Consider the following 26134-nt stretch of genomic DNA (forward strand, 5'->3'; position numbering starts at 1 on the left):
GCTCGTTTTGCGAACCCGATCGCGCAAACTTGCCAGTGAGGATGCCATGAGCGACAAAATCGAACAAAGCCGTCCCCCGGCCACGCACCTGCCGGACTTGCGCACAGACCATCTGGCGCCTGCGAGAGGCAGCCGCGAGCTGAGCAAACGCCCCCTCTGGCATGTGGTGCCTCGCCTGACCAGTTACGGCGTAGCCGCCTTTATCGTCTGGGTGATCTTGGCCGTGATGTTCCCCCCCGTGTTTACGCGCTCGTCGGAACGCGCCGTGGTCGATGGACCGGTCAACCTGGTCACCACGCCGGTCGAAGGCGTGGTGGCAGGCCAGCGGATTTCGGTGGGCGCCTCATTTGCACCGGGAGACACGCTGATGAGCGTGCAGAACCAGAATATCGACCGCGCCTTGCTGGTGGAACTGACGGGCAAGAAGCTGGACAACCAGCAGCGCTACGATGCGGCCAAAGCCAAGCTCGAAGGCGATCAGGCCCGCCTCGATGCAACCGACCAGGAGACCAAGAAATACCAGGCAGCCGCACAAGCCGAGCACGCCGCCAAGATCCGCGGCATCCAGGCCCGCATGGCAATGGCCAAGGAACAGGTGGACCAGCAGGAAGACGTGGTGAACCGCAACCAGGCCATGCAATGGGCGGGCGCGGTCAGCGAGGCCTACACAAACGCCTCCCGATACCAGTTGTCGATCCTGTCGAACTCCAAGGAAGCGATCCGCGCCGAGCTCGACAACGCGCTTAGCAACAGCCAGGCAGCCAAGGGCAAGGTGTACCTCTCCAGCACCGATGGCGCGGTCTCCACGCTGGCGCAGCGGCACGACGAACTGAGCGCGGAGATCACCCAGCTCAAAGCGGAGCTGACCCAGCTTGAGCAGTATGGCAAGTCGGTTGACTCCCTGATCGCGCAGGAAGAGCAGCGCGTCCAACGCATGTCCAACCTGGATATCAAAGCCTACGATTCCGGCATGGTCCAGGACGTGCTGGCACCACCCGGCACGCGCGTCGCGGCCGGCGCGACTTTGCTGCGCAGTACCAATTGCGCGCAACCCCGGGTGGTGGCCGTGTTCCCCCGCAGCCTCAGCAACGACCTGTTGCCCGGCACCAAGGTGACGGTGCGCGTGGATGGCGTGGCCGCGCCGTTGGCCGGCAAGGTTGCTGAAATCCTGCCGCGCGCTCCAGATGGCGAGCAGGCGCGCTACTTCGTGCCGTTCCCGCCCATCGAGAAAAACGAGATCTACCTGATCGCCAAACTGGACAAGCGCTTGCCGGCGTTGCCCCAGCAGAGCGCCGGCGCGGCGGCGGATCGCTGTGCGCTGGGCCGCTGGGCCAAGGTCAGCCTCGACCAGCCCTGGTGGGGCCATATGCGCGCGCTGATCTGACGGCAGCGAATCCGACGCAAGGCAGGAGATCGCCATGAACCGGACCTTACCCACCTTATCCACTTTACTCACCTTACGCCGCCGAATGCTGCCGCCGCTGCTGGCCGGCATGACCGGCCTGGCCACGATCCTGGCGCCGCCCGCTGCCGCCCAGGCGCCCCCAGCGCAAGCGCGCGAGCAGTTGCTGGCAGGCGCCTGCCAGGCCATTGCCGCGCGGGTCGCGGCGGTGCCAGGCCAGGGCCCGGTGATGCTCGGCAGCTACGAGCCTGCGCCGGGGCAGGGTCCGCTCGCACCCGCCTTGCAGCAAGCGGCGTTCGTCTACGACAACGCGCTCGCCGGCATCGCGCTGGTGGCCTGCCGCCGCGTTGGCGATGCGCGCCGCATAGCGGACGCCATGGTTGCTGCCAGCGCGCGCGATCGTCACTACCACGATAACCGGCTGCGCAATGCCTACCGCGCCGGCGCCCTGCCGGCGGGCCCCGCGCCCCTGCCCGGCTGGTGGGACGCGCCGAGCCAGCGCTGGTTCGAGGACGCGTACCAGGCCGGCACAGCCACGGGCAATGTGGCGTGGGCCGCGCTGATGCTGCTGGCCGTCTACGACAGCACCCACGAACGCCGCTATCTCGACAGTGCCGCGGCGCTGATGGGCTGGGTCGACGCCACGCTCTTCGATGCCGGTCCCCCGGGCGGCTTCATCGGCGGCTACTTCGGCGAGGAACCCAGCCCCACCCGCCAGTCCTGGAAATCCACCGAGCACAACGTCGATGCCTATGCCGCGTTCAGCTGGCTGGCCCGCCTCAGCAACGATCCGCGCTGGCCGGTGGCGGCGCGGCGCGCGCGCGGCTTCGTCGAGGCGATGTGGCAGCCGCGCGAAGGCCGCTTCGTGATCGGCACGCGCGACGATGGCCGCTCGCTCAATAGCGGCCCCTCCGCTCTCGATGCGGTGTTATGGCCGCTGATCGCCGTGCCAGACGCGCCCGCGGACTGGCGCAGGGGCCTGGACTGGACCCGCGAGCGTCATGGCGTCAAGGGCGGCTACGGCTTCAACGGCAACCCCGACGGCGTCTGGACCGAAGGCACGGGGCAGGCCGCGCTGGTGCTGCGCGCCAGCAGCCGCGTGCAGGATGCCTCATCGCTCTGGCCACTGCTGCTGTCACAGCGCGCGCCCTCCGGCCTGCTTTACGCCACGCCGGAACAACGCATCCGCACCGGCCTCTCGATCGGGCCGACCTCCACCACGGAGGACTTCTACTACTACCACCTGCCCCACCTCGGCGCGACCGCATGGGCGGTGCTGGCCGCCGCAGGCTGGAACCCCTTCCGTCCTTCCGGATGTGTCGATGCCGCTTGCACCAGCGCCATTTCCGCCTCTCCGTCCAAGGAGTAACGATGTTTGCATTCTTCCTCGATGGCAGGGCGCTGCTCGTCATCAACGCCGCCACACTGCTGCTCGCCTGGCTTTGCATGCGGGCAGACCGCGCCCGGGACTCTGACCGTTGCGTGTTCGGTGCCATCACCGCGACCCTGCTGCTCGTCTACCTCGCCTGGCGCTGGACCCAGACGCTGCCCGAATGGCAAATGACCTTCCCGAGCCTGTGGGCACATGCCTTCTTCGGGTTCGAGATCATGACGATCGCGTACACCGTGATCTCCATCGTCACGCTGACGCGCGGCAGCAACCACGCGCCAGCGGCCGATGCAGGCGAGGCAGCGCTGCGGCGCAGCCGCTCGGTGCCCCGCGTCGATATCTTCATCGCAACCTACAACGAAGGACTGGAAATTCTGGAGAAGACCATTGTTGCCGCGCTGGCGATCGACTATCCGGATTTTCGCGTGTGGGTACTCGACGACACCCGGCGCGACTGGCTGAAGGCGTTCTGCGCGCAGGTCGGCGCCAACTACGTCACGCGTCCCGACAACACGCATGCCAAGGCGGGCAACCTCAACAATGGCCTGCAGCATAGCGCCCGTGCGGAGCATGGCGGCGGCGCACCCTACATCATGGTGCTCGACGCCGACTTCGCCCCGAACAAGAACATCCTCATGCGTACCATCGGCCTGTTCGCCGACCCCAAGGTCGGCGTAGTGCAGACGCCGCAGTTCTACTACAACGCGGACCCGATCCAGTACAACCTGCGCTCGACCGAATGCTGGGTCGACGAGCAGCGGGCCTTCTTCGATGTGATGCAGCCCGCCAAGGACGCCTGGGGCACCGCCTTTTGCATCGGTACGTCGTTCGTGGTCCGGCGCGAGGCACTAGGCTTGATCGGCGGCTTCCCGACCGGCACGGTCACGGAGGATATCCACCTGACGTATCGCCTGATGCCCCACGGCTATGTCACGCGCTGGCTCAACGAACGCTTGAGCGTGGGCCTGTCCGCCGAAGGCCTGCCCGAGTACATCAGCCAGCGCAGCCGGTGGGGACTGGGCACGATCCAGGTGGCGCTCACGGCCGACGGGCCGCTGCGCGGACGCGGCTACACGCTGGGCCAGCGCGTGCATTACGTGCACGGCCTGCTGCACTGGCTGAGCCGCCCTTTCACGCTCATGCTGCTGGCCGGGCCACTGTTGTATTGGTACTTCGACGTGCCGACGCTGTACGGCGAACCGATGCAGTTCCTTGCCTATGGCGTGCCGGCGCTGCTGCTTTACTGGGCCTACAGCATCTGGGTAACCGGCTCGCGCGCACTGCCCATCTTTACTGAAGTCACGCAGATCGTATCCGCGCTGGCGGTCAGCGCGACGCTGGTCAGCGCGTTCTTCAAGCCGTTCGGGCGTCCTTTCAAGGTCACCAACAAGGGGCTGGATCGCAGCAAGCTGGTGATCCACGGGAAGTTCGCCACGCTCTACGGCTGCCTGATCTTGCTCTCGGGCATGGGCCTGGCGCGCGCGGTGGCCGCCGACGCGGCAGCCTCGGGACTCGTCTTCAACATCGCGTGGACCGCCGTGTCGATTGTGCTCTACCTTACCTCGCTGCTGGTCTGCGTGGAACTGCCACGGCCGCGCAAGGAGGAACGCTTCCCCTACCGGGAGCGAGCCCTGCTGCGGATCAACGGCAAGGCAGCTTGCGGCGGGCACGAGTACACCGCCACTACCGTGAACCTGTCCTGCAATGGCGTCGCCATTACCAGCGCGATGGCGGCGGCGATTCCGGTCGGCGCCGAGGGCGCGGTCTGGATGGAGGCGACCGGCTGGGTGCCATGCCGGATCGCGCGCCGCCAGGGCAAGCTGCTTGGGCTCGCCCTGCATCTGGACATGGCGACGCGCCACCGTTTGATACGGTTGCTCTTCAGCGAGCCCACCCACAACGTCGCCAGCCAGGGCAATCCCCGGCTGGCCATTTCGCGGCTCGTGTGGCGCGCCTTTTCCGGATGAATCCCATGCACAAGACTCTCGCCCCTATGCTGCGCATTCTCGGCATGGCCCTGCCGCTTGCGCTGGCCGCATGCACCCTCGAGCCAACATACCAGCGCCCCGCGCAGCCAGTGCCAGAGGCCTGGCCCACCGGCCCGGCCTACGCTGCCGGCACGCCGGCAGCGGCCGAAACCAGCACAGCGGCGGCCGACCTGGGCTGGCAGGACTTTTTCGTCGATGCGCGCCTGCGGCGCCTGATCGAACTGGCGCTGGCCAACAACCGCGATCTGCGCGTGGCCACGCTCGCCATTGAACAGGCACGCGCCCAGTACCGTATCCAGCGCGCCGCGCAGTTCCCCGCGATCGGTGCCAGCGCGGGCGTGCTCAGCCAGCGCGTGCCCAGCGAACTGCGCGCGCCCGGGCAGCCGGCGGTCATCACGCAGTACAGCGCGGGCGTGGGATTCAACGCGTTCGAGCTGGACTTCTTCGGACGCGTGCGCAGCCTCAAGCACGAGGCACTCGAACAATATCTCGCCACGGAGGAAGCGCGCCGCAGCGCCCATATCAGCCTGGTCGCCGAAGTCGCCAGCGCCTACCTGACCTGGCGCGCCGACCAGGTGCTGCTGCAAATCTCGGAGGACACGCTGAAGAGCCAGCAAGCTGCCGCCGAGATGATCGGGCGCGGCAAGCGCGCGGGCGCCATGGCACAGCTGGACCTGCACCGCGCCGAGACCCAGGTGCAGACCGCGCGCGTGGGCGTGGAGCAATACACGCGGCAGGTCGCGCAGGACGAGAATGCCATCAGCCTGCTGATCGGCGGCCCGCTGCCGCAAGACCTGCCACCGCCCGAGCCCTTCGAGTCGACAAGCCTCGTTGCCGAGCTGCCTGCCGGCCTACCTTCGGCGTTGCTGCAGCAAAGGCCCGACATCATGGCCGCCGAGCACCGCCTGAAAGCCTCCAACGCCGACATCGGCGCCGCGCGGGCGGCCTTCTTCCCGACCATCTCGCTGACCGGCGCGGTTGGCTCGGCCAGCACCAATCTGGCAGGGCTGTTCTCCGCAGGCATGGGCGCGTGGACCTTCGCGCCGCAGATCACCCTGCCGATCTTCAATGCCGGCAACAACCAGGCCAGGCTCGATGCCTCCAAGGTGCAGAAGGACATCAATATTGCCGCCTACGAAAAGACTATCCAGACGGCCTTTCGCGAAGTGGCAGACGGCCTGGCCGCGCGCGGGACCTATGACCGGGAGGCCGCCGCGCAGGAAACCCTGGTCAAGGAAGCCAGCGAAACCCAGCGCCTGTCGGAGATGCGGTTCAAGAATGGCGTGGACGACTATTTTGCCGTCTTCGATGCCCAGCGCCAGCTCTATACCGCGCAGCAAACCCTGGCCACCATCCGGCTGGCCCGCCTGACCAGCCGTGTCGCACTGTACAAGGCGCTTGGCGGAGGATGGTCGGAGCACACGGCCGCCGTGGCGCAAAGCGCGGACGTAACACCGGCACGATGAAGCGCACCGCCGCTAGCGGGGCCCGATCGCTACATGCCGGCCCCGGGCCTTGGCCGGACAGGTGGAAGCGCATGCGCCTCGGGCAGGCCTCGCCGCGCGGAGACGGCGGCCTGCCGCTGCGTCATACGGCAGGCCAGCGCCGCCACGCTCTCGATCGCCAGGCAAATCAGGAAGTAGAGCAACGCGACGGCAAGGAACACCTGCGCCGCATAGCCCACGCTGCGCCCGTTGACCTGCGTTGCCGCGGTCGACAACTCCACCACGCCCACGATATAGGCCAGCGACGTATCCTTGGCCAGCGACACCCACACATTGCCCAGCGACGGCAGCATGGCGCGCAGCGTCTGCGGCAACACCACCTGCCAGAGTGCCTGCAACGGCGTCATGCCGAGCGCCAGCGCCGCATTGCGCTGGCCGCGCCCAATCGCGTCGAAGCCCGCCGCCATGACCTGCGCGATGTAGGCTGCGCCGATCAGCGCGAGCGCCAGCACCACGGTCTGCACCTCACCCACGTGAACGCCCGCCAGCATCGGCAACAGGAAGTAAGCCCAGAAGATCAGCATCAACACGGGAATCGCGCGCAGGCAGGCCAGCAACGCACGCACGGCACGCGCCAGCGGTGCCGGCGCCAGGTCAAGCAGCACGGCAACGCCAATGCCCAGCACGGTGGCACCCGCGCAGGCCAGCAGCGCCATCCACAAGGTCAGCGCGGCGCCCGCCAGGGGACCGTTGGGGAACGTGCCAGCCAACAGATAGGGCAACTGCTTGAGCACGACGGCCCAGCCGGAGAGATCGGCATCAGGCACGCGCTGCCTCCGTCCATCCCAGGCGGCGCAGCAGCACCGGCGCCGCCACCTGCAACAACAGGATCAGCGCGACGTAAAGCAGCGTGGCCAGGCCGAAGGCCTGGAAGGTCATCAGGCTGTCGGTTTCCACTTGCCGGGCGGTGTAGGACATCTCCGCAAAGCCGATCGCCATCGCCAGCGATGTGTTCTTGATGGTCTGGCAGAACTGCCCCACCATCGGCCGCGCGGCAACGCGCAGCGCCTGCGGCAGCACCACGCGCCAGAATGCGGCGGCGGGCGTAAAGCCCAGCGCCAGCGCCGCCGCGCCCTGGCCCGCCGGCACGTTGGCGAGGCCCGCCTCGAACTCGCGCGCATAAAATGCGCTGGCGTAAAGGCCGATGCCGGCCAGGCTCGCAAGCGCCTCCAGCGAAGGCGCGGGCACGTGCAAGCCGCCGATGCGCCATCCCTGCCAGTCATACAGCGCGCCGATGGCGCCCTCGCCCAGCAGCTGCGCCGCGCCGAAATACCAGAAGAACAACTGCACCAGCAACGGCGTGCGGCGCAGGAAACCAACGGCGCCGCGCGCCGCCAGGCGCAGCGGCATGATCGGGCTACGCGCGAGCACCAGCCAGCCGGCGGCAATCGCGCAGCCAAGCACAAACACCGTCACCGACAATGCCACGGTCAGGCCAAAGCCGGCGGCGATCCAGCCGACGTACTTTGCCGGCAGCGACTGCAGCAGGATCGCTGGTCCCTGCATGGCTAGCCCTTGCCGGGAAAGAAGAAAGCCATCCTCACTTCAGCGCGCTGCCAATCGTGAAATCCCGCGCCAGCGGCGCCGTGCTCTTCGGCCCGAACCACTTGTCGTAGATGCGCGCCGCCGTGCCGTTCTTCTCCAGCTCCGCCAGGATGCGATCGATCTCCGCGGTCAGCCGGTCCTCGCCCTTGGGAACACCCACGCCCATGTACTCACGCGTCAGCGTGAACGACGAAATCTCGAACTGATCCTTGTTGGGCAACGTCGCCAGCAACGCACCCAGCTTGGCGCCATCCTGCGCAAACGCCTGGATCGCGCCGCTGCGCAGCGCGGTCAGCGCCAGCGGGGAATCGTCATACGCAATCACGCGCGCGTCCGGATACTTCTGCCGCAGCGTGGTCTCCTGCGTGGTGCCCTTGTCCACGCCGAGGCGCCAGGCCTTCAGGTCGTCCGGCTGCTTAAGCGCGCCCTTCCTGGCGATGAACTGCAAGCCGCTGGCGAAGTACGGCGTGGAGAAGCCGATCTGCTGGCGGCGCTCATCGGTGATGGTGAAATTGGCGGCAACGATGTCTACCTTCTGCGATGCCAGCAGGGCGATGCGGTTAGCCGGGTTGGTCGCGCGGAACTCAGGCTTGACGCCCAGCCGCCTGGCAATCTCGGCCGCGTAGTCCACGTCGAGGCCAACAGGGGTGGTACTGCCGGCCTCGACAAAGCCGAACGGCGGGTTCGCGTCGAACACGCCCACGCGCAGCACGCCGGCCTTCTTGATGTCATCCAGGCGGTCCGCCATGGCGGGGCTCGAAGCGAGGACTGTTAGGCCGGTGAGCAGCGTCAGGGCAGCCTTGAACAGCGGCGAAGGGATACGCATGGGGAGTCTCGCTAAGGGTTGGATGGCGAGACGATAGCGGTGGGAACCCAGGCCGGGAACGAATGGTTTTGCAGATGGTTATGCCATCCCGGGGAGCCCCATCGGCAGGCCCCGACGGCCCACTTTCCACGCCCCTTCGAATTCCATGCAAAAATACCCCGATAACGCACCGCAACAAAGCCCCCTGCAATCGCCCCTACCAGCGACCACTACAGGAGAATGAACAACATGTACCGTGGAGAACGTTTCAACGGCTACAGCCATCTGGCGGGCGCCGTCCTGGCCGCGGCCGGCACAGCAGTCCTTATCACCAGCTCTGCCCTTTACCACGACGCCTGGAAGGTCGTCAGCTCCATCGTCTACGGCGCCACGCTGGTCTTCCTCTACACCATCTCCACGCTCTATCACAGCCTGCGCGGCCGCCCCAAGGACATCCTGCGGCGGCTCGATTACTGCGCCATCTACCTGCTGATCGCCGGCAGCTACACGCCCTTCGCGCTGGTCACGCTGCGCGGGCCCTGGGGCTGGACGCTGTTCGGGGTGAACTGGGGACTGGCGGTGATCGGCATCGCGCAGGAGCTGTTGATTGGCCACCGCACCCGCGTGTTCTCGCTGCTGATCTATGTACTGATGGGCTGGCTGGTGCTGTTTGCCTTTGGCCCGCTGGTGGCGGCGCTACCGGCTGCCGGCCTGTACTGGCTGGTGGCGGGCGGTGCGCTCTATACGGCCGGCATCGGGTTCTTCCTGTTCGACGAGAAGGTGCGGCACTTCCACGGCATCTGGCACCTGTTCGTGCTGGCCGGCAGCGCCTGCCAGTTTGTCAGCATTCTCTGGTACGTGGGCTAGCCCCTGGCGTCCTCGAGCGCCAGGCGCATCGGCACATAGGCGATGCCTTTCGTCTGTGCGCGAGGGCCGATGGCCTGGAAGCCGAAGCGCTCGTACACCACGGTTGCGAACGGGCTCGAATTGACGGTGAATTCACGCACCTCGCCGCTGGCGATCGCGGCCTGGCTGGCGGCTTGCCAGAGGGATCCGGCAACGCCGCTCCGATGCATCTGTGGAGCGACGAACAGGTGAAAGAGGTGGCTGACGTCCCGCATCGCAAGGATGCCGGCCAGCTGCTCGCCGCGGTAGGCAACCAGATAGTGGAAGCGCGGACTGGTGACATAACCGGCAATCGCATCCGGCGAGAGGCTGGCGAGAAAGTCCTCCGCGCCGGCCCCGGACGCCTCGATCGTGAAATAGTGCGCGACGCTCATGGCAAGCGCGCTGATGGCGGCAGCGTCTTCGGTGCCGGCTCGGCGAATGACCAACGTTTCCATGGTGGCTCGGGCTGATGATAGCCATCCAGTTTGTCATAGCGCGGGCCGGCGCGCCACATGCCTGCAGCCAGGCCCGAGCTGAACGAGCCCGTCGCGGGCTTACTGCGGCACCAGTTCCACCTTCTCCCGCGTCTCCTTCTCCACCGCCTTGCGCGTGTAGAGCAGCGGGAAGTAATCGCCCCTGGCCCACATCTGCGCCAGATCGCGATAGTGCGGGCTGGTGGGATTGCCGGATTGCCCGGGTGCGTTGACCACGCGCGAGGCATCCCAGTTGCCCACGTCCAGCACCATGCGGAACGACGCGCCCGCGGTGAGCTGGTAGTCGCTGTTGCGGTAGCTCGTGTTCATCGGCGTGAAGGAAGACCCGCCGATCGGCCCGGCGTTGACGTCGTAGCGCTGGCGCGCCGCGTTGTCCAGCAGCGGGTCGAGCGGATGATTGAACACCGCGGTGTGCAGCCTGCCCCATTGCCAGGCTTTGGGGTCCGGGCCGAGCTTGCGCTCCACCTCCGCCATGGCGCTCTTGAGCGAGGCCACGATGACTTCGTTGCGGCGCTCCACCGGCATCCACGGCTCGGGCTTTTCCAGCACCGCCAGCACGCGGCTGGCGTCGCCGTAGCCCGCAAGCTTGGCGCCTTCCGGCGACAGCGCCGCGCGCACCACCGCCGGGCGCAGGTACTTGCTGAACCAGACTTCGAACAACGCCGCCGGCGCGCTGTCGGCGCGCTCGTTGCCGTCCCAGCCGCGCAGCAGGTCGAGTCCCCGCCGCGCCTGGGCGTCCTCGGTGCGTACGTTGGCCAGCAACGCTACCGCGCGCAGCGCCGGCAGCGAGGTGGTGTCGTTCTGCCACGCCATGCTGTCCGCCACCGAGGAATGCGGGTTCGCCGCCACCAGGCTCTTGAGCCGCCGCGCGCGCGCCGTGTCGCTCCATTCGTAGCCCACGCCCATCTTGGCTGCAGGGTGGTTGGGCGGGATGTTGTTCTCGTTGGCGGTCACCACATAGCCGGCGGCCGGGTTGTAGGCCCACGGCAGCTCGTCCATGTTGCGGTAGCCCGCCCACTCGTAGCGGCCGTCGCCCGGCACTGGCGTGAGGCCATCCCAGTTGGGGCGGATGACGGTCAGGCCGCCGGGGATCCAGCCAATGTTGCCTTCGCGGTCGGCGTAGACCTGGTTCTCGCCCGGGGCGCCCCAGCGGTTCATCGCGGCGCGGAACTGGTCCCAGTTCTGGGAGCGCATGTAGTCCATGGAGCCGAAGTACGGCGCCATGCCCAGATCCAGCCAGGCCGCGCGCAGCGCGTAGGCGCGATTGCCCTTGGCATCGGTGACCAGCACCGGGCCGTGGCGGGTGAATTCCAGGCTGATCTTGCGCGGCGCGGCTTCGCCCTTGACAGCGATCTCCTCAGTCACGGTTTCCATCGGTTCCCAACGGCCGCGGTACTTGTATTCATGCGGCTGCGCCGGGTTGGTCTCGTAGACGTAGAGATCCTCCTGGTCCATATAGAAGCGGGTCAGTCCAAAACCAATGTTGTCGTTGTGCCCGATCGAGATCCCCGGCAGGAACGGCTCCCCGGCTCCGATCACCGACATCCCCGGCGCGTTCAGGTGGCTGATGTAGCGCAGGCTGGGCGCGCCGTGCGCGCGGTGCGGGTCATTGGCAAGGATGGGCCGGCCGGTGCTGGTGCGCGAGCCCGAGATCACCCAGTTGTTGGAGCCGAGGCTGCGCGCGGTGTCGCTGTTGGTGTCAAGCACCGCATACAACGCTTCGTGCGGGATGCCCTCCGCCTTGGCCGAAGCCCACCACTCTTTCGGAAAGCGCGGCGCGGCGGTGGCGAGTTCATAGGCGCGGCGCAGCTCCACGGTCGGCAGCGCGCAGGGGTCGAGGCCGTCCGGCAGCTTGGGCTGGATCGGCGGATCCAGCTCGCGCTGCACCCAGTCGGTGCGGGCGGCGTCGGGCTTGACCTGGCAGTAGACCTGCGCGCGATTGACCTCGCCCATGAAATTGAGCGTGAGCCCGTGATGGCGGATGCGCACGATATCTTCCGCACGCCAGCGCGCGGGCTTGTAGTTCAGCACGCGAAACTCCGGCGGCAGCAAGTCCGGCCTGCTCTCCGTCTGCGCCACATAGGCGTTCACGCCGGCCACGAACGCCTCCGCCACGCGCTTGGCATCCGAGCCATAGGCCAGCCACTCGCGGTACATGTCGCCGCGGAACAGCACGGCGCGCGCCATGCGGTCCCCTTCTACATAGGCCGGCCCAAAGTCCTTGGCCATCTCGCCCAGGCCACGCTTGCGCCACAAGTCGATCTGCCACAGGCGGTCGCGCGCGGCCATGAAGCCTTGTACATAGAAGGCGTCGTAGAGCGTGTTGGCGTAGATATGCGGCACGCCCCAGCGGTCGATCAGGATGCTGGCGGGCTTCTCCAGGCCCGCCACCTGGAAGCGTTCGTTGGCGGGGGCCGCGGCGGTTGCTGCGGTTGTGGCGGCCGGTGGCACGGCCTGGGCGGCGGCAGTGCTCAGGATGAGCAGCGCGGCAAGGCGGCGGGCTCGGCAAACCATGGTGTTTCCTTGGGGACGTGGGGATCGCATCAGGTAAAAATCGGGTGTCGCGAGCCGTGCTGGCGCGGCGAATCGCCGCCAAGGATAGCGGAAGTCGCGCGGGCGAGCCTAATCGGGCTGCCCATTTTTGCCGGATTGCAACCCGGCTCACGCTCCGGGAACCGCCGCGAACACCCAACTGGCGCGGCTTTCCATGAATTTCATCGGGCAAAACTTTGATGCAGTGCAGAATGACGGGGCACACGTGGAAGCCTATAACCCCAAAACCGGTTTCACTCTTCGAAACCGGCCGACTCCGGAGTGCGCTCGCGTGACGGTACCGACTACCTCCCTCCAGAAGGCCTGCAGGCTGCTGCGCGTGCTGTCGGACGCGCGCAATACGCGCCTGACCGACCTGGCCGTGGCGGCCGGCGTCGACAAGGCCTCGGCGCTGCGCCTGCTGGACACGCTGGCGGCCGAAGGCTTTATCGAGCGTGACCCCGACACCAAGGCGTTCACGCTGGGCCCCGAATGGCTGGCGCTGCGCGCGGCCAGCGTGCGCCGCATCGACCCGCGCGCCAGCGTGCGGCCGGCGCTGATCCGGCTTGCCCAAGCCTTCGAGGACACCACCATCCTGTCAGTGCCAAGCGGCTGGGAATCCGTCTGCCTGGAACTGCGCCCCGGCACTTTCCCGATCCGCGCCAACTACCTTGACGTGGGCAGCCGGCGCCCGCTTGGGGTCGGCGCGGGCAGCCTGGCGCTGCTGGCGGCACTGCCCGATGCGGAGGTGGAAGCCACCTTGCACGCCATCGCACCCGCGCTCAAGCGCTATCCGCGCATCAGCGCGGCGATGCTGCTGCGCGAGGTGGAGGCCACCCGCGCGCGCGGCTACGCGGTGCTGCTGGATGTGGTGGTGGAACGCATGGGCGGCATCGCCATCGCGCTGCCGGACCCGGATGGCTACCCGCTTGGCGCCATCAGCATTGCCGCGCTCAATGAGCGCATCAGTGAGCGCGAGCCGGCGCTCGCGCGCGCGCTGCGCCGCGAAGCCGAAACCGTTTGCGCTGCCTGGACACCGCCGGCGCCCAACTCGGCGGCGGCACGCCGGCGCAACGCCACCATGGCCAGCGCCACGCCAACGACCAAGACCCCGACTGCGCGCAAGACGCGGCGAACCATCACGACCGACCTGTAACCGGAGACAGACAGCATGCGCTGGAAGCAACGACCGCAAGGTTCCAACTGGGGCGACTTCGGCCCCGACGACCAGCTTGGCCGCGTCAACCTGATCGGCGCAGAGCAGGTGCGCAAGGGCGCGCGCGAGATACAGGCCGGGCTGTCGTTCTGCCTGTCGCTGCCGCTGGATTATCCCGGCGGCAACAAGCTCAACCCGCGCCGCCATCCGCCAGTGCTGCGCCCCACCTTCCGCGACGACATACCCTATGTGAACTTCCCGCTGGCCAAGGTCGACCCAAGCGCCACCGACGTGATCAGCGACGACCAGGTGCTGCTGTCGCTGCAGTACTCCACGCAGTGGGACTCGCTCGCCCACGTGGGCGCGCTGTTCGATGCGGATGGCGATGGCCGCCCGGAGCGGGTCTACTACAACGGCTACCGGGCCAACGAGCACATCGTGGGCCCGGTGGACTACGCGGAGGACGATCATTTTGCCGCGCACGCCTGCGGCCACGACCACAGCGAGGCGCGCGCGCTCGGCATCGAGAACTTCGCCGTCAAGGGCATGCAGGGGCGCGGCGTGCTGGTGGACCTGGCCAATGCGTTTGGCCAGGATTTGCGCAACGTGGGCTACGACGACCTGATGCACGTGCTGGAGGCCGACCGGGTGGAGGTGGAACCCGGCGACATGCTGTTGCTGCGCACGGGCTTTGCCGAAGTGGTGCTGTCGATGCAGCGCGAGCCGGATGAAGCCGTGCTGCATCACAGCTGTTGCGCGCTGGACGGCCGCGACGACCGCCTGCTGAACTGGATCACCGATGCGGGCATCGCCGCGCTGATCGCCGACAACTACGCGGTGGAGCGCTATCCGGCGCGGCCCGCGCCGGCCGACCAGCCGAATCATCCGCTGCTGCCGCTGCACCATCACTGCCTGTTCAAGCTCGGCCTGCCGCTGGGCGAACTCTGGTACCTGAAGGAGCTCGCGCAGTGGCTGCGCGCCAACCAGCGCTCGCGCTTCATGCTGACCGCGCCGCCGCTGCGGCTGCCGGGCGCGGTGGGCTCGCCCACCACGCCGATCGCTACCGTCTAGGCACCCACAAGAAAGCAAGTCAACAAGACCAAAGCTGGAGGAGACCACCATGAACCGAAACCAATCGCTGCTGCGCCGCCCGCTGGGCGCGCTCGCCATCGCCGCCGCGTTGCTGTGCGGCGCAGGACAGGCCAATGCGCAGCCGGCCAAGGCCGGCATTTCCGATGACGAGGTCAAGATCGGCCTGATCCTCGACATGAGCGGCCTGTACGCCGACGTGACCGGGCGCGGCAGCGCCACCGCCGCGCAGATGGCCATCGACGATTTTGGCGGCAAGGTGCTGGGCAAGAAGATCGAGCTGGTGGTGGCCGATCACCAGAACAAGGCCGACATCGCCGCCAGCAAGGCGCGCGAGTGGTTCGATACGGGCCACGTCGACGCCATCCTGGACGTGGCCGCCTCGGCACCGGCGCTGGCGGTGCTGGAGGTCGCCAAGCAGAAGAACAAGATCGTGGTGTTCTCCGGCCCCGGCACCGAGCGCATCACCAACGACCTGTGCACGCCGGTTTCGGTGCATTACGCCTATGACACCTACGCGCTGGCCAATTCCACAGCGCGCGCGGTAGTGCAGCGCGGCGGCAAGACATGGTTCTTCCTGACCGCCGACTACGCCTTCGGCCACACGCTGCAGGAGTCCGCCACCGCCGTGATCAACGAGACCGGCGGCAAGGTGCTCGGCGCGGCGCGCCATCCCATTGGCGCCAGCGATTTTGCTTCCTACCTGCTGCAGGCGCAGGCCAGCAAGGCGCAGGTGGTGGGCCTGGCCAATGCCGGCGGCGATGCCGTCAACGCCATCAAGGCGGCCAGCGAATTCGGCCTGACCAAAGGTGGCAACCAGCGCATGGCGGGGCTGCTGCTGTACATCAACGACATCCACGCCATCGGCCTGAAGACCGCATCCGGGCTGCTGCTGACCGAGGGCTTCTACTGGGACATGAACGACGCCACGCGCGCGTGGTCGCGCCGGTACTTCGAGAAGCTCAAGAAGATGCCGAACATGAGCCAGGCCGGCACCTATTCGTCGGTGATGCATTACCTCAAGGCGATCCAGGCCGCGGGCACCGACGAAACCGCTGCCGTCATGAAGCAGATGAAGGCGATGCCGATCAACGACTTCTTCGCCAAGAACGGCCGTATCCGCGAAGACGGCCGCATGATCCACGACATGTACCTGTTCGAGGTCAAGACGCCGGCGGAATCGAAGTACCCATGGGACTACTACAAGCTGCTGGCCACGGTGCCAGGCGACCAGGCCTTCATGCCGGTGGCCAAGTCGCAGTGCCCGCTGCTGAAACGGTGAAGCGGTGACGGTGAAGCGAGACGACATGCCACACGCAGCTTACCTGCGCGGCGCGGGCAATACGCGCTTTGGCCGCGTCGAGGGCAGCACGCCGCTGACGCTGATGGCGCAGGCCACCGACGCCGCGCTGGCCGACGCGGGCCTGGCCCGCGCCGACATCGACGGCGTGCTGTGCGGCTACGCCACCACGCTGCCGCACCTGATGCTGGCCACGCGCTTTTGCGAGTACGCCTCGCTCGATCCGGCCTACGCGCACGGCGTGGCCTCCGGCGGCGCCACCGGCGGCGTGATGGCCATGCTGGCGCGCGAGCTGGTGGGCGCAGGGCGCTGCCGCAACGTGCTGGTGGTAGCCGGCGAGAACCGCCTCTCCGGCCAGAGCCGTGACCAGTCCATCCAGACGCTGGCCCAGGTTGGCGAGCCGGACATGGAAGTGCCCAACGGCGCTTCCGTGCCGGCTTACTACGCGCTGCTGGCCTCGCGCTATCTGGCCGAGACCGGCATGCACGCCGACGCTCTCAGCGGCTTCGCGGTGCTGATGCGCGAGCACGCGGCGGGGCACCCCGATGCGCACCTGCGTGAGCCGCTCACGCTGGATGCGGCACGCGCCGCCAAGCCCATCGCCACGCCGCTGCGGCTGTCGGACTGCTGCCCGATCTCCGATGGCGCGGTGGCGCTGGTGGTGTCCGCCGAGCCGGGTGGCGGCACACCCGTGCGCATCACGGGCGCGGGGCAGGCACATCGCCACCAGCATCTGTGCGCGCTCGACAGCGTGCTGGCTACCGGCGCTGCAGACGCCGCGCGGCGCGCGCTCGCGCAAGCGGGCAACACGATCGGGCAGATCGACTACCTGGCGATCTACGACTCGTTCACGATCACGCTGGCCATGCTGCTGGAAGAGCTTGGCATAGCCCCGCGCGGCGGCTCGCCGCAGCGGCTTGCGGCAGGCGACTTTGCGCGCGACGGCGCGCTGCCGCTCAACACGCACGGCGGCCTGCTTGCCTTCGGGCACTCGGGCGTGGCCGGCGGGCTGATGCATCTGGCGGAAGCCACGCGGCAGCTTGCGGGCAAGGCTGGCGCGCGCCAGTTGCCGCCGCGCAAGCGCGCGCTGTTTCACGCGGATGGCGGGGTGCTGTCTTCGCATGTCAGCCTGGTGCTGGAGGCGGCATGAGAACGCTTGCAATACCCACCGCTTCGCCAAGGACATCGCCATGAGCAATGACCATCCCTATCAAGCCGGCCTCGACGCGGGCGTGGTGCGCTATCAGGCGTGCGAGGACTGCGCCGCGTGGCAACCGCTGCAGCGCCATGCATGCCGCGCTTGCGGCAGCACGCGGCTGGCGTGGCGCGACGCCACGGGCCGCGCTACCGTGCACAGCGTCACCGAAGTCGCGCGCGCGCCCACCGAGGATTTCCGCGCGCTGGCGCCTTACACGCTGGTGCTGGCCACGCTTGACGAAGGCCCGCGCGTGATGGGGCATGCCGAGCCCGGCGTGACGATCGGCGAGCGCGTGCGCGCGGGGTTCATGCGCCATGGCGAGCGCACGCTGCTGCGTTTCCAGCGCGAGTAAGCCGCATGGCCCGGCGTAGCACGACGCAGCACGACACAGCAACATACATCGACACCCTGGAGACCGACATGGTCCGAACCTTGCCGCTTCGGCGGCCCGCGCGCGCCTTGCTGGTGGGCGCGATGGCAATGACCGCCGTGCTGCTGGCCGCGCCCGGCGCACGCGCGCAGGACTGGCCAACGCGTCCGGTGCGGCTGGTTGTGCCTTACCCGCCCGGCGGCCCCACCGACATCGTGGCGCGCGTGGTCGGGCAGAAATTGTCGGAGCAGCTCAAGCAGCCCGTGGTGATCGAGAACCGGCCCGGCGCGGGCGGAAATATCGGTGCCGAGGCCACCGCGAAGGCCGCGCCGGATGGCTACACGCTGCTGGTGGCGACCACGGCGCACGCCATCAACATCGCGCTGTTCACCAAGCCCGGCTACAACACGCAGAAGGACTTCGCCCCGGTCTCGCTGCTGACGCGCGGCCCGCTGGTGCTGGTCACGGCGCCCGCCACACCGGCGGCCAATGTCGCGGAGCTGATCGCGCTGGCCAAGGCCAAGCCGGGACAAGTCAGCTTTGCCAGCTCCGGCAACGGCCAGTCCACGCACCTCGCCGCCGAACTGTTCAACAGCATGGCGGGCACGCACATGACCCACGTGCCGTACAAAGGCAGCGCGCCCGCGCTCACCGATGTGATGGGCGGGCAGGCCACAGTGATGTTCGACACCATGCTCTCCGCCATGCCCTTCGTGCGCGAGGGCCGGCTGCGCGCGCTGGCGATCACCGGCGCGGCCCGCTCGCCCGCCGCGCCCGATGTGCCCACCATGGCGCAGGCTGGCCTGCCCGGCTACGAAGCCACCGCGTGGAACGCTCTGCTCGCGCCGGCGGCGACACCACAGGCCGTGATCGCCACCTTGAGCAGCGCGCTGAAGACCGTGCTTGAACAGGAGGATGTACGCGCCAAGTTCGCTACGCAGGGCTTCGCCGCGGAATGGACGGCACCTGGCGCCACGGCGCAGTTCCTGACCCGGGAGATCGACAAATGGGGCAAGGTGGTCAAGGCCTCCGGCGCCACCATCGATTGAGCCATTCACGCTGTTCCCTGAAGCCGGACATGCCGGCCTTTGATTCCGGATCGCACTCATCATGAACCAGACCTTGCAAGCCTTGCTGGCGCCTCGCTCGATCGCGGTGATCGGCGCCTCCGACCATATCCACAAGATCGGTGGCCGGCCCATCTACTACATGCGCGAGCATGGCTACGCCGGCAAGCTCTTCCCGGTGAACCCGCAGCGCGACACCATCCAGGGCCTGCCCGCCTTTGCCTCGCTCGATGCGCTGCCCGAGGTGCCGGAGCTGGCCATCATCGTGGTGGGCGGCGACGCAGCCGTGTCGGCGGTGCGCGATTGCGCGCGGCTGGGTGTGGCGGCCGCGATCGTGATCGCCTCGGGCTTCGGTGAAGCCGGCGAGGAAGGCCGCAGCCAGCAGGACGAGATGGTGCGGATTGCCGCCGGCGCGGGGCTGCGCCTGGTTGGCCCGAACAGCCAGGGCCTGGCCAACTTCGGCACCGGCACCATTGCCAGCTTCTCCACCATGTTTATCGAAGTGCCGCCGCAGGATGGCCCGGTGGCGGTGGTGAGCCAGAGCGGCGGCGTCAGCGCCATGGTCTACGGCCTGCTGCGCGGCCAGGGCATCGGCGTGCGCCATATGCACGCCACCGGCAACGAAGCCGACATCACAGTGAGCGAGCTGGCGCTGGCCGTGGCGCACGATCCCGATGTGCAACTGATCCTGCTGTACCTGGAGAGCCTGACCGATCCGGCCATGCTTGCGCGAGCCGCCGCAGTGGCGCGCCGCCGTGGCGTGCCCATCGTTGCCGTCAAGGCGGGCCGCTCCAGCGCGGGCCAGCGCGCGGCAGCGTCGCACACCGGCGCCATTGCCAATGAAGACCGCGCGGTGGGTGCCTTCCTGGCGCGGCACGGCATCTGCCGCGTGGATGATGCGCACGCGCTGGCGCGCTGTGCACCGCTTTACCTGCGCGGCTGGCAGGCCAGCGGGCGGCAACTGGTGGTGGTGAGCAATTCCGGCGCGAGCTGCGTGATGGCGGCCGACGCGGCGGAGCCGCTCGGGCTTGCGCTGGCGCCGCTGTCGCAGGCCACGCAAGCGGCGCTGGCGCAGCGCCTGCCCGGATTCGCCTCAACCGCAAACCCGGTCGATGTCACCGCCGCGCTGCTGACCAACAGCGGGCTGTTTGGCGACGTGCTGCCGGTGGTGGCCGCCGACCCGGCCGCCGACCTGCTGCTGCTCGATATCCCGGTGGCGGGCATGGGCTACGACCTGCCGCGCTTTGCACGCGACGCCGCCAGCTTTGCAGACAGCGCCGGCAAGCCGATTGCCGTGGCGGCCTGGCAGGCGCCGGTGGCAGCTGCGTTCCGCGCGGCCAACGTGCCCACCTATGCCAGCGGCGCCGAGGCGCTGGCTGCGTTCGCGCAACTGGTCACGCACCAGCAGCAACTGCGCGATGTGGCCGCGCAAGACACGGCCGTCGCCGCGCATCGGCCCGCGGCAAGCGATGCAGCAGGCGCTGCGTCGAGCGCTACCGGCCACACGCTGAGCGAGGCGGCGAGCCTCGCCCGCCTGGCGTTGGCCGGCATCCCGGTGGTAGCGCACAAGCTGTGCCAGAGCGTGGATGAAGCGGTCGCGGCATGGCGCGAGTTGAAAGGGCCCGTCGCAGTCAAGGCCAGCTCGCCGCAAGTGCCGCACAAGAGCGAGCACGGCCTTGTCGCGTTGAACTGCAACGATGAACACGCCGTGGCGCAGGCCTTCCTCACGCAGACCGACATCCTGGACAAGCTCGGCGCGGCCTGCGAGGGCGTGGTGGTGGCGCGCATGGAACGCGGCCAGCGCGAATGCATGGTGGGCGCGCACTGGGACCCGGTGTTCGGGCCGGTGGTGCTGGTGGGAGACGGCGGCAAATATGTGGAGGTGCTGCGCGACACGGCCGTGCTGCTGGCGCCGTGCAGCGAGGCCGCGGTGGCGCGCGCCGTGGCCGGCCTGCGCATTGCGCCACTGCTGGCGGGCGTGCGCGGCGAGCCGGCTGTCGATGTGGCGGCGCTATGCCGGATCGCCGTGCGCGTGGGCCAGCTGATGCTTGACGCCAACGGTGCAATCCGCTCGATTGACCTCAACCCGGTGATGGTGAGTGCGGGCGGGGCGGTGGTGGTGGATGCGCTGATGGAGGTGGCAGGGGACGCTACGCCAGCCTGATCGCTTTCCAGCCAGGCTCAGTAGACATCGCGCCGATACCGGCCCTGCTCACCAAGGCGCAGCAGGGCTTCTTCGCCCAGCACCTCCGACAGCGCCGCGTTGACGCCACCGGCCATGCCTTTGAGGCTGCCGCAAACGTAGATGGCCGCGCCAGCTTCGATCCATTCTCGCAATGCGTCGGCCGATGCGCGCACGGCGTCCTGCACGTAATGGAGCGAGCCGCCATCGCGCGAGTAGACCAGGTCCAGCCGCTGCAGCACGCCATTGGCCTGCCATGCGGTGAGCTCAGAGTGGTGGAACGCGTCGTGCTCCGCGGTGCGCTCACCAAACAGCAGCCAGTTGCGATGATGCCCGGCCGCGGCGCGGGCTTTCAGGTGCGCGCGCAGGCCGGCCAGGCCGGTGCCGTTGCCGATCAGGATCAGCGGGCGATCATCCGCAGGCGGATGAAAGCCGCGATTGGTGCGGATGCGCAGGGCGATGCCCGCGCCTGGCTCCGCATGCGCGGTGAGCCAGCCGGATGCCAGGCCGAGCCGGCCATCGTCATGGCGCGTCTGGCGCACCAGCAAATCCAGTTGCCCGTCGCCCGGCAGCGAGGCAATCGAATACTCGCGGTGCGGCAACAGCGGCAGCGTATCCACCAGCCGTTGCGGCGTGACGCCGGCCAGTGCTGCCAGATGCGGATCGGGCAGGACGATGCGCGTGGCGAGCGCCTGCGCCAGCGTGGTGGATGCGCCATCGCAGCGCACAGCGGTGTCGCCGTCCAGCGAGAGCTTTGCCAGCACACGCGCCACCTCGGACGGCGCAAGACACGGGCCGATCTCGGCGATGTCGCCGGCCTGCCACGACAGCGAGCCTTCGGCAACGGCAGGCACCAGCGCAAGGTGGAAGGCCGGTGCGCCCGGGCTGCCGGGATTGAGCAGCCTGCGCTCGTGCAGGCGCCAGTCGGCGTAGCGGGGCTTTTCCCAATCAGCGATTTCGGCGCCGCCAGCGAGCGCGCTGAGATGGTTCTGCCAGTGGCGCAGGGCCCCGGCATCGCCGTTGTCCACTTCCACCATGTCGAAGAGCGCCTGCGCATGCTGGCGCTGCATCCATGCCGACAGCGCGTGGCCGAAGGCGCAGTAGTTCGCGTAGCTGCGGTCGCCAAGCGCGAGGATGCCGTAGCGCAGCGCGCGCAGGCCACCTGCGCCGGCGGCGGCCGTCAGGCGGCGTGCAAAGCCCGAGGCGCTGTCTGGCGCATCGCCCTCGCCCGTGGTACTGACCACGAACAGCGCCTGACGGCAATGGGCAAGACGCCCGGCCACCAGCTGGTCGAACGATAGCAACTGCGCGGGCACGCCGGCATCCTGCAGCGCCTGCGCGGTCTGCAGCGCAAGCTGCTCGGCAAAGCCGCTCTGGCTCGCGTAGGCCACGACCGTGGCGCCGTCCTTGGCTTCCGATAGCTGGCCGGCGCGCGGACGCCGCCGGCGATGCCGGCCGATCACGGCGGCACAGAACCCGGCATAGGCTATTACCACGCCGGCGGCCATGCCCGCGCGGCTGGGTGCGAGAAAGCCCAGAGCGGTGCCGGCCACGCCAGCCAGCGCGCCCAGCAGGATCACGGCGTCGATGACGCGGAAGCGCTTGCGGGAATTGCCGGCATGGCCTTCGTGGCCCTGCCGGCGCGAGCTAGCCGCGGCCGGCGGGTCCATAGGCAGGGAGGAGGCGGTATCAGGCGTGGTCATGACAGCATGGCCTCGAAGGCCGGCGACAAGCGTTCGTCGAAGCCGTCGCTGCGGCGGATCAGGAAGCGCGCGGCCAGCGCATGACGGCAGGCGAATACCATGCCCGCCTCGGGGCCCAGCACGGTCAGCGCGGTGGACAGCGCATCGGCCATCATGCATTGCGGGTGCAGCACCGTGACGGAGGCCAGCGCGTGGCTGGCCGGGTAGCCCGTGCGCGGGTCCAGCGTGTGCGCATAGCGGCGACCGCCACTATCGAAGTAACGCCGGTAGTCGCCCGAGGTGGCCACCGACAAGCCATGCAGCGCGACCAGCGTCTCGTGCCCCGCCGCGCCACCGCCCGGCGGCGTTTCCAGCGCGACCCACCACGGCATGCCGTCGGGCTTGACGCCATGGCCGCGCAGCTCGCCGCCGATTTCCACCAGGTGGTTGTCGATGCCCTGCCCGCTCAGGTAGCGCGACACCGCATCCACGCCAAAGCCCTTGGCGATGGCACAGAAATCCAGCCGGATGCCGCCGGGCTGCTGCACGCGGCTACCGGCCTCGTCGATGGCGATGCGCTGCCATGCGCATTGCGCGCGCGCCTGCTCCAGCGCCGCCAGCGCGGGCGCTTGGGCACGCTGCGGCGCCGGGCCGAAGCCCCACAGGTCGACCAGCGGCCCCGCGCTGGGGTCAAAGGCGCCGCCACTGTCGCGCGCCACTTGCAGCGCCGCCTTCAGCACGGTGAAGCAGTCGGCTGGCAGCACCTGCCAGCTGCCGGCCGCGGCGCGGTTGAAGCGGCTCACGTCCGAGGCTTCGTCCCAGTTGCTCATCTGCGCGACGACCTCGGCCAGCACGGCGCGGATGCCGGCGTCGAGCGTGTCTTGATCGACTGCCACGGGCGATGCGGCCCACGCCACCGACCATGTGGTGCCCATGGTCTCGCCTTGCCGCCAGCACAGGCGTGACGCCGCGGCAGGCACGGGCGGAACGGCACCAAGCGAAAGGGGAACCAGGACACGCTGCATATGAGACGGACGGGAGACGGACAGGAGACGGAAATGACGAAAACGCAAAAAGCCCGCTGGGGGCTTAGGGCTTGCGCAGGCGACGGGACTCACGCCCCCCGCCGCCTGCCGGCGTGGCATTGCGCTTACTGCGGCAGCACTTCCACCGTGGCCGCATAGCTGGCGCGGCGCGTCTTGGCTTCCTTGACGGCAACCTTGTCGTCGCGCACCTCGGCTTCCAGCCAGTACATGCCCGGGGCCGGCCACTTGACGCTGAACTTGCCGTCGACGTCGGTGGTGAACGCCATTTCCTGCAACTGGTCGCGATAGCGGATACCGCCCGGCACCACGGCTACCTTGACGTTGGCGGCGGGCTTGCCGTCCAGCAACAGGCGGAAGCTGGCGGCGTCGCCGGCGACCAGGTCGTTCGGGTGGGTCACGGGCGCCAGCTCCAGGCCCCGGCCAGTGGTCTGCAGCACCTTGGCGGTGGGCTTGCCCGCCGTCACGAAGGCTTCCAGGCGGCTGTCGGCCTGCGTCACCTGCAGGTCCTGCGCGCCGGCCGGCACCTCCTTGGCGAAGGCCTCGGGCGAACCGCGCCAGCGCTTGGCCTGGCCGTCCACCTTGTAGCTGGCAAACAGGCCGTGGTTGACCATGGCCACCTTGTAGGTGCCGGGCTGGGTCAGGTGAACGTCGAAGGTGCTGCGATAGCGGCCGGTGCTGGCGTTCTCGACCTTGGCCGCGGCGCCGTCCGGCGCGGTCACGGCGAGGTTATCGAGGCGCAGCGGCACGTGCTCGAAGTAGAACAGGTCGTTCGACACGGCGGCGTCGACGGTCACCCACGGGTCGCTGCCCGACAGCACGGTCGCCGACGGCAGCAGCCACTGGCGGTGTGCGTGGGCGGCCAGCGGCATCAGCGCGGCCAAGGCCAGCGCGGCGGCCTGGACGGACAGTTTGGTGGCGAAGGTCTTCATCGTCATGCTCCTATTCCTCTTGCTATTGAATGCAGGGCTGGTTGATCGGTTCGGGGCTCAGGGCTTCAGGGCTTCAGGTCGACCGAGACGCCGCCAAGCTCATGCTCACCCTTGGCCTTGGCCGAAGCGGCTGCCTTCGGCGGCCAGGCAAAGGGCACGCGCAGCAGTTCGCGGCCGCCGACCTCGCGGGCGGCCTCCACGACGAGCTGATACTCGCCGGCGGGCAGCTTGCCCAGCGGCGCCTTGGCATCCGTGAAAGTGAGCGTGTGCTCTCCGGCTGCGCGCGTGGCGCCGGAGATGCCGTCGGCGGGCATCTGCATGTCGCGCCCGGCCTTGCGCCACCACTGGCGCATGTCCTTGAGCCACTTGGTGCCTTCGCCGTCCTTGTGCTTGACGTCATACCAGACGGCCAGCGTGGCGGCCGGGCTCTGGTCGGCGCGCTCGATCCACATCGAGACATAGGGCCGGTGGTATTCCGCGACGTTCAGGCGCGGGATCTCTACCTTGACGTTCATTTCGGCCGCCACGGCCGGGCTGGCGAATGGAGCCGCGGCCAGGCCGGTAAGGGTGACGGTAAGCAATCGGCGCATAACGGGACCTCGTCTTTGAACGGTAAATGGGATCAGGTGATCGTTAGTAATCGCTAGTGATCGTTAGTGGATGAACAGCAGCGCCAGCAGCAGCGGCACCACCACGCCCAGCCCGACCAGCGGCCAGGTCGCCATGCGGCCTCCGGCGTGCAGCTTGAGCAGGAACAAGCCGGTCACGCTGAAGATCAGGCAGGCTGCGGCGAACACATCCAGGAACAGGCTCCATGCGCGGCCGGTGTTGCGGCCCTTGTGCAGGTCGTTCAGGTAGGAGATCCAGCCCCGCGTGGTCTTCTCGTACTGCACATCGCCGCTGTCCAGTGCCACGCTGACCCAGGCATCGCCACCCGGGCGCGGCAATGCGACATAGATCTCATCGGCCTGCCACTCGGCTTCACGGCCATGGGCGTTGATATCGAGTTCCTGCGACAGCCAGTTGGCCAGCGCCGCTGGCACCGGGCCCTTGTCTGCGTGCGTGGCCCGGCGCAAGGCCGCCGTGAGGCTGGCCGGCGCGCTCGCCGTGCGTGTGACCACTTGCGGGCGAGCCTCGATCTGGCCAGCGTGGTTGAGCGTGAAGCCGGTGACGGCAAATAGCAGCATGCCGATCAGGCACATTGCCGAACTGATCCAGTGCCACTGATGCAGGTGTTTGAGCCAGAATGCCCGGCGCTGCTGGCCTGCCGCTAGCGATGTTTCAGTCATATTTGTTGATCTTCCGGCGCCCGGCAACCTGCTTCTCCGGTGCCTCACTGGTCAGCTTGCCGCGTCCGCGCGAAGGTGCCGCGCCCCGTGCCAGGTGACGGCCCAGGCAAGTAAAGCGAAAGGATAATGGTTCTCATTTGAAATCGCAATGCTTGCGCTGGCGATCAGGCATTACGTTCCATTACACGCTCCACACTCGGAACGCCCCTTAAAGTGCAGCGTCATCCGCAGCCAAAAGATCATTTGTGCGGTTGCGTGCATGCCACTGCCAAATTCC

The 26134-nt window shown here is 68.2% G+C and carries 22 protein-coding genes; 12 read left to right on the forward strand and 10 right to left on the reverse strand.

All coding sequences use genetic code 11. The annotated features are described in order from the left end of the window. Window positions 1-46 precede the first annotated feature (46 nt). From AC1Q7Q_RS27370 to AC1Q7Q_RS27385, 4 genes are read left to right on the forward strand one after another with little or no spacing between them, the layout of a single operon-like run. Window positions 47-1384 carry an HlyD family secretion protein gene (locus tag AC1Q7Q_RS27370; protein ID WP_492375620.1) on the forward strand — a complete coding sequence of 446 codons (1338 nt, stop codon included), beginning with the start codon at window positions 47-49 and terminating at the stop codon, window positions 1382-1384. A gap of 34 nt (window positions 1385-1418) precedes the next feature. Continuing rightward, window positions 1419-2771 carry a hypothetical protein gene (locus tag AC1Q7Q_RS27375; protein ID WP_492375621.1) on the forward strand — a complete coding sequence of 451 codons (1353 nt, stop codon included), beginning with the start codon at window positions 1419-1421 and terminating at the stop codon, window positions 2769-2771. A gap of 2 nt (window positions 2772-2773) precedes the next feature. After that, window positions 2774-4759, forward strand: coding sequence for a glycosyltransferase family 2 protein (locus tag AC1Q7Q_RS27380; RefSeq protein WP_492375622.1), 1986 nt, complete (start codon window positions 2774-2776; stop codon window positions 4757-4759). A gap of 5 nt (window positions 4760-4764) precedes the next feature. Further along, the gene (locus AC1Q7Q_RS27385; protein ID WP_492375623.1) at window positions 4765-6246 is read left to right on the forward strand and encodes an efflux transporter outer membrane subunit; all 1482 of its coding nucleotides are present in this window, start codon (window positions 4765-4767) and stop codon (window positions 6244-6246) included. Between the two features lie 29 nt (window positions 6247-6275). Here the strand turns inward: AC1Q7Q_RS27385 and AC1Q7Q_RS27390 are convergent, their stop codons facing one another. From AC1Q7Q_RS27390 to AC1Q7Q_RS27400, 3 genes are read right to left on the reverse strand one after another with little or no spacing between them, the layout of a single operon-like run. Continuing rightward, window positions 6276-7052: an amino acid ABC transporter permease gene (locus tag AC1Q7Q_RS27390; RefSeq protein WP_492375624.1), complete on the reverse strand. Its 777-nt coding sequence runs from the start codon at window positions 7050-7052 to the stop codon at window positions 6276-6278. Continuing rightward, complete coding sequence (locus AC1Q7Q_RS27395) at window positions 7045-7791, reverse strand: ABC transporter permease subunit (RefSeq protein WP_492375625.1); 747 nt, start codon at window positions 7789-7791, stop codon at window positions 7045-7047. The genes AC1Q7Q_RS27390 and AC1Q7Q_RS27395 overlap by 8 nt, the downstream gene beginning before the upstream one ends. Before the next feature lie 34 nt (window positions 7792-7825). After that, window positions 7826-8656 carry an ABC transporter substrate-binding protein gene (locus AC1Q7Q_RS27400; RefSeq protein WP_492375626.1) on the reverse strand — a complete coding sequence of 277 codons (831 nt, stop codon included), beginning with the start codon at window positions 8654-8656 and terminating at the stop codon, window positions 7826-7828. Between the two features lie 228 nt (window positions 8657-8884). On the opposite strand from AC1Q7Q_RS27400, the gene trhA reads away from it, so the two are divergent. Next, complete coding sequence (gene trhA, locus AC1Q7Q_RS27405; RefSeq protein ID WP_253929680.1) at window positions 8885-9502, forward strand: PAQR family membrane homeostasis protein TrhA; 618 nt, start codon at window positions 8885-8887, stop codon at window positions 9500-9502. On the opposite strand, the gene AC1Q7Q_RS27410 is transcribed toward trhA, so the two are convergent. Both AC1Q7Q_RS27410 and AC1Q7Q_RS27415 read right to left on the reverse strand, forming a co-directional pair. Continuing rightward, window positions 9499-9978, reverse strand: a complete 480-nt coding sequence (locus tag AC1Q7Q_RS27410) for a GNAT family N-acetyltransferase (protein WP_492375627.1) — start codon at window positions 9976-9978, stop codon at window positions 9499-9501. The genes trhA and AC1Q7Q_RS27410 overlap by 4 nt on opposite strands. Before the next feature lie 99 nt (window positions 9979-10077). Continuing rightward, window positions 10078-12531 (reverse strand): penicillin acylase family protein, encoded by a 2454-nt coding sequence (locus AC1Q7Q_RS27415; RefSeq protein ID WP_492375628.1) that lies wholly within the window; start codon window positions 12529-12531, stop codon window positions 10078-10080. A 310-nt stretch (window positions 12532-12841) separates the two neighbouring features. Here AC1Q7Q_RS27415 and AC1Q7Q_RS27420 point away from each other — a divergent pair, with 310 nt between their 5' ends. The 7 genes from AC1Q7Q_RS27420 to AC1Q7Q_RS27450 all read left to right on the forward strand — a co-directional run bounded on the left by AC1Q7Q_RS27420 (window position 12842) and on the right by AC1Q7Q_RS27450 (window position 20893). Next, a complete protein-coding gene (locus tag AC1Q7Q_RS27420; protein ID WP_492375629.1) occupies window positions 12842-13705 on the forward strand; it encodes an IclR family transcriptional regulator in 864 nt (287 codons plus the stop codon). Window positions 13706-13720: 15 nt separating this feature from the next. After that, window positions 13721-14776 carry a cyclase family protein gene (locus AC1Q7Q_RS27425; RefSeq protein ID WP_492375630.1) on the forward strand — a complete coding sequence of 352 codons (1056 nt, stop codon included), beginning with the start codon at window positions 13721-13723 and terminating at the stop codon, window positions 14774-14776. Window positions 14777-14825: 49 nt separating this feature from the next. Then, a complete protein-coding gene (locus tag AC1Q7Q_RS27430) occupies window positions 14826-16076 on the forward strand; it encodes an ABC transporter substrate-binding protein (protein WP_492375631.1) in 1251 nt (416 codons plus the stop codon). Between the two features lie 25 nt (window positions 16077-16101). Then, window positions 16102-17244 (forward strand): thiolase family protein, encoded by a 1143-nt coding sequence (locus AC1Q7Q_RS27435; RefSeq protein ID WP_492375632.1) that lies wholly within the window; start codon window positions 16102-16104, stop codon window positions 17242-17244. 40 nt (window positions 17245-17284) lie between these two features. Continuing rightward, window positions 17285-17644: a Zn-ribbon domain-containing OB-fold protein gene (locus AC1Q7Q_RS27440; RefSeq protein WP_492375633.1), complete on the forward strand. Its 360-nt coding sequence runs from the start codon at window positions 17285-17287 to the stop codon at window positions 17642-17644. Window positions 17645-17712: 68 nt separating this feature from the next. Further along, a complete protein-coding gene (locus AC1Q7Q_RS27445) occupies window positions 17713-18711 on the forward strand; it encodes a tripartite tricarboxylate transporter substrate binding protein (RefSeq protein ID WP_492375634.1) in 999 nt (332 codons plus the stop codon). A 61-nt stretch (window positions 18712-18772) separates the two neighbouring features. Beyond that, window positions 18773-20893 (forward strand): acetate--CoA ligase family protein, encoded by a 2121-nt coding sequence (locus tag AC1Q7Q_RS27450; RefSeq protein ID WP_492375635.1) that lies wholly within the window; start codon window positions 18773-18775, stop codon window positions 20891-20893. A 17-nt stretch (window positions 20894-20910) separates the two neighbouring features. Here AC1Q7Q_RS27450 and AC1Q7Q_RS27455 read toward each other — a convergent pair whose 3' ends face one another. The 5 genes from AC1Q7Q_RS27455 to AC1Q7Q_RS27475 form a co-directional block, all read right to left on the reverse strand. Next, window positions 20911-22419: a sulfite reductase subunit alpha gene (locus AC1Q7Q_RS27455; RefSeq protein ID WP_492375642.1), complete on the reverse strand. Its 1509-nt coding sequence runs from the start codon at window positions 22417-22419 to the stop codon at window positions 20911-20913. A gap of 191 nt (window positions 22420-22610) precedes the next feature. Continuing rightward, on the reverse strand, window positions 22611-23618 hold the full coding sequence (locus AC1Q7Q_RS27460; protein WP_492375636.1) for an FAD:protein FMN transferase: 1008 nt from the start codon (window positions 23616-23618) through the stop codon (window positions 22611-22613). A gap of 125 nt (window positions 23619-23743) precedes the next feature. Further along, on the reverse strand, window positions 23744-24568 hold the full coding sequence (locus tag AC1Q7Q_RS27465; protein WP_492375643.1) for a DUF4198 domain-containing protein: 825 nt from the start codon (window positions 24566-24568) through the stop codon (window positions 23744-23746). A gap of 65 nt (window positions 24569-24633) precedes the next feature. Beyond that, a complete protein-coding gene (locus AC1Q7Q_RS27470) occupies window positions 24634-25158 on the reverse strand; it encodes a DUF2271 domain-containing protein (RefSeq protein ID WP_150985118.1) in 525 nt (174 codons plus the stop codon). Between the two features lie 63 nt (window positions 25159-25221). Next, window positions 25222-25857: a PepSY-associated TM helix domain-containing protein gene (locus AC1Q7Q_RS27475; RefSeq protein WP_492375637.1), complete on the reverse strand. Its 636-nt coding sequence runs from the start codon at window positions 25855-25857 to the stop codon at window positions 25222-25224. Between the last annotated feature and the right edge of the window lie 277 nt (window positions 25858-26134).

It is taken from the genome of Cupriavidus sp. GW823-FHT07A04 (assembly GCF_058794615.1).

Excerpts from the sequence above, each read along its gene's own strand:
- AC1Q7Q_RS27475 (WP_492375637.1), bottom strand. The coding sequence starts at position 25,857 with ATGACTGAAACATCGCTAGCGGCAGGCCAGCAGCGCCGGGCATTCTGG.
- AC1Q7Q_RS27430 (WP_492375631.1), top strand. The coding sequence starts at position 14,826 with ATGAACCGAAACCAATCGCTGCTGCGCCGCCCGCTGGGCGCGCTCGCC.
- AC1Q7Q_RS27370 (WP_492375620.1), top strand. The coding sequence starts at position 47 with ATGAGCGACAAAATCGAACAAAGCCGTCCCCCGGCCACGCACCTGCCG.
- AC1Q7Q_RS27400 (WP_492375626.1), bottom strand. The coding sequence starts at position 8,656 with ATGCGTATCCCTTCGCCGCTGTTCAAGGCTGCCCTGACGCTGCTCACC.
- AC1Q7Q_RS27470 (WP_150985118.1), bottom strand. The coding sequence starts at position 25,158 with ATGCGCCGATTGCTTACCGTCACCCTTACCGGCCTGGCCGCGGCTCCA.
- trhA (WP_253929680.1), top strand. The coding sequence starts at position 8,885 with ATGTACCGTGGAGAACGTTTCAACGGCTACAGCCATCTGGCGGGCGCC.
- AC1Q7Q_RS27425 (WP_492375630.1), top strand. The coding sequence starts at position 13,721 with ATGCGCTGGAAGCAACGACCGCAAGGTTCCAACTGGGGCGACTTCGGC.
- AC1Q7Q_RS27445 (WP_492375634.1), top strand. The coding sequence starts at position 17,713 with ATGGTCCGAACCTTGCCGCTTCGGCGGCCCGCGCGCGCCTTGCTGGTG.
- AC1Q7Q_RS27380 (WP_492375622.1), top strand. The coding sequence starts at position 2,774 with ATGTTTGCATTCTTCCTCGATGGCAGGGCGCTGCTCGTCATCAACGCC.
- AC1Q7Q_RS27450 (WP_492375635.1), top strand. The coding sequence starts at position 18,773 with ATGAACCAGACCTTGCAAGCCTTGCTGGCGCCTCGCTCGATCGCGGTG.
- AC1Q7Q_RS27435 (WP_492375632.1), top strand. The coding sequence starts at position 16,102 with ATGCCACACGCAGCTTACCTGCGCGGCGCGGGCAATACGCGCTTTGGC.
- AC1Q7Q_RS27385 (WP_492375623.1), top strand. The coding sequence starts at position 4,765 with ATGCACAAGACTCTCGCCCCTATGCTGCGCATTCTCGGCATGGCCCTG.
- AC1Q7Q_RS27395 (WP_492375625.1), bottom strand. The coding sequence starts at position 7,791 with ATGCAGGGACCAGCGATCCTGCTGCAGTCGCTGCCGGCAAAGTACGTC.
- AC1Q7Q_RS27375 (WP_492375621.1), top strand. The coding sequence starts at position 1,419 with ATGAACCGGACCTTACCCACCTTATCCACTTTACTCACCTTACGCCGC.
- AC1Q7Q_RS27460 (WP_492375636.1), bottom strand. The coding sequence starts at position 23,618 with ATGCAGCGTGTCCTGGTTCCCCTTTCGCTTGGTGCCGTTCCGCCCGTG.
- AC1Q7Q_RS27415 (WP_492375628.1), bottom strand. The coding sequence starts at position 12,531 with ATGGTTTGCCGAGCCCGCCGCCTTGCCGCGCTGCTCATCCTGAGCACT.
- AC1Q7Q_RS27455 (WP_492375642.1), bottom strand. The coding sequence starts at position 22,419 with ATGGCCGCCGGCGTGGTAATAGCCTATGCCGGGTTCTGTGCCGCCGTG.
- AC1Q7Q_RS27440 (WP_492375633.1), top strand. The coding sequence starts at position 17,285 with ATGAGCAATGACCATCCCTATCAAGCCGGCCTCGACGCGGGCGTGGTG.
- AC1Q7Q_RS27465 (WP_492375643.1), bottom strand. The coding sequence starts at position 24,568 with ATGAAGACCTTCGCCACCAAACTGTCCGTCCAGGCCGCCGCGCTGGCC.
- AC1Q7Q_RS27410 (WP_492375627.1), bottom strand. The coding sequence starts at position 9,978 with ATGGAAACGTTGGTCATTCGCCGAGCCGGCACCGAAGACGCTGCCGCC.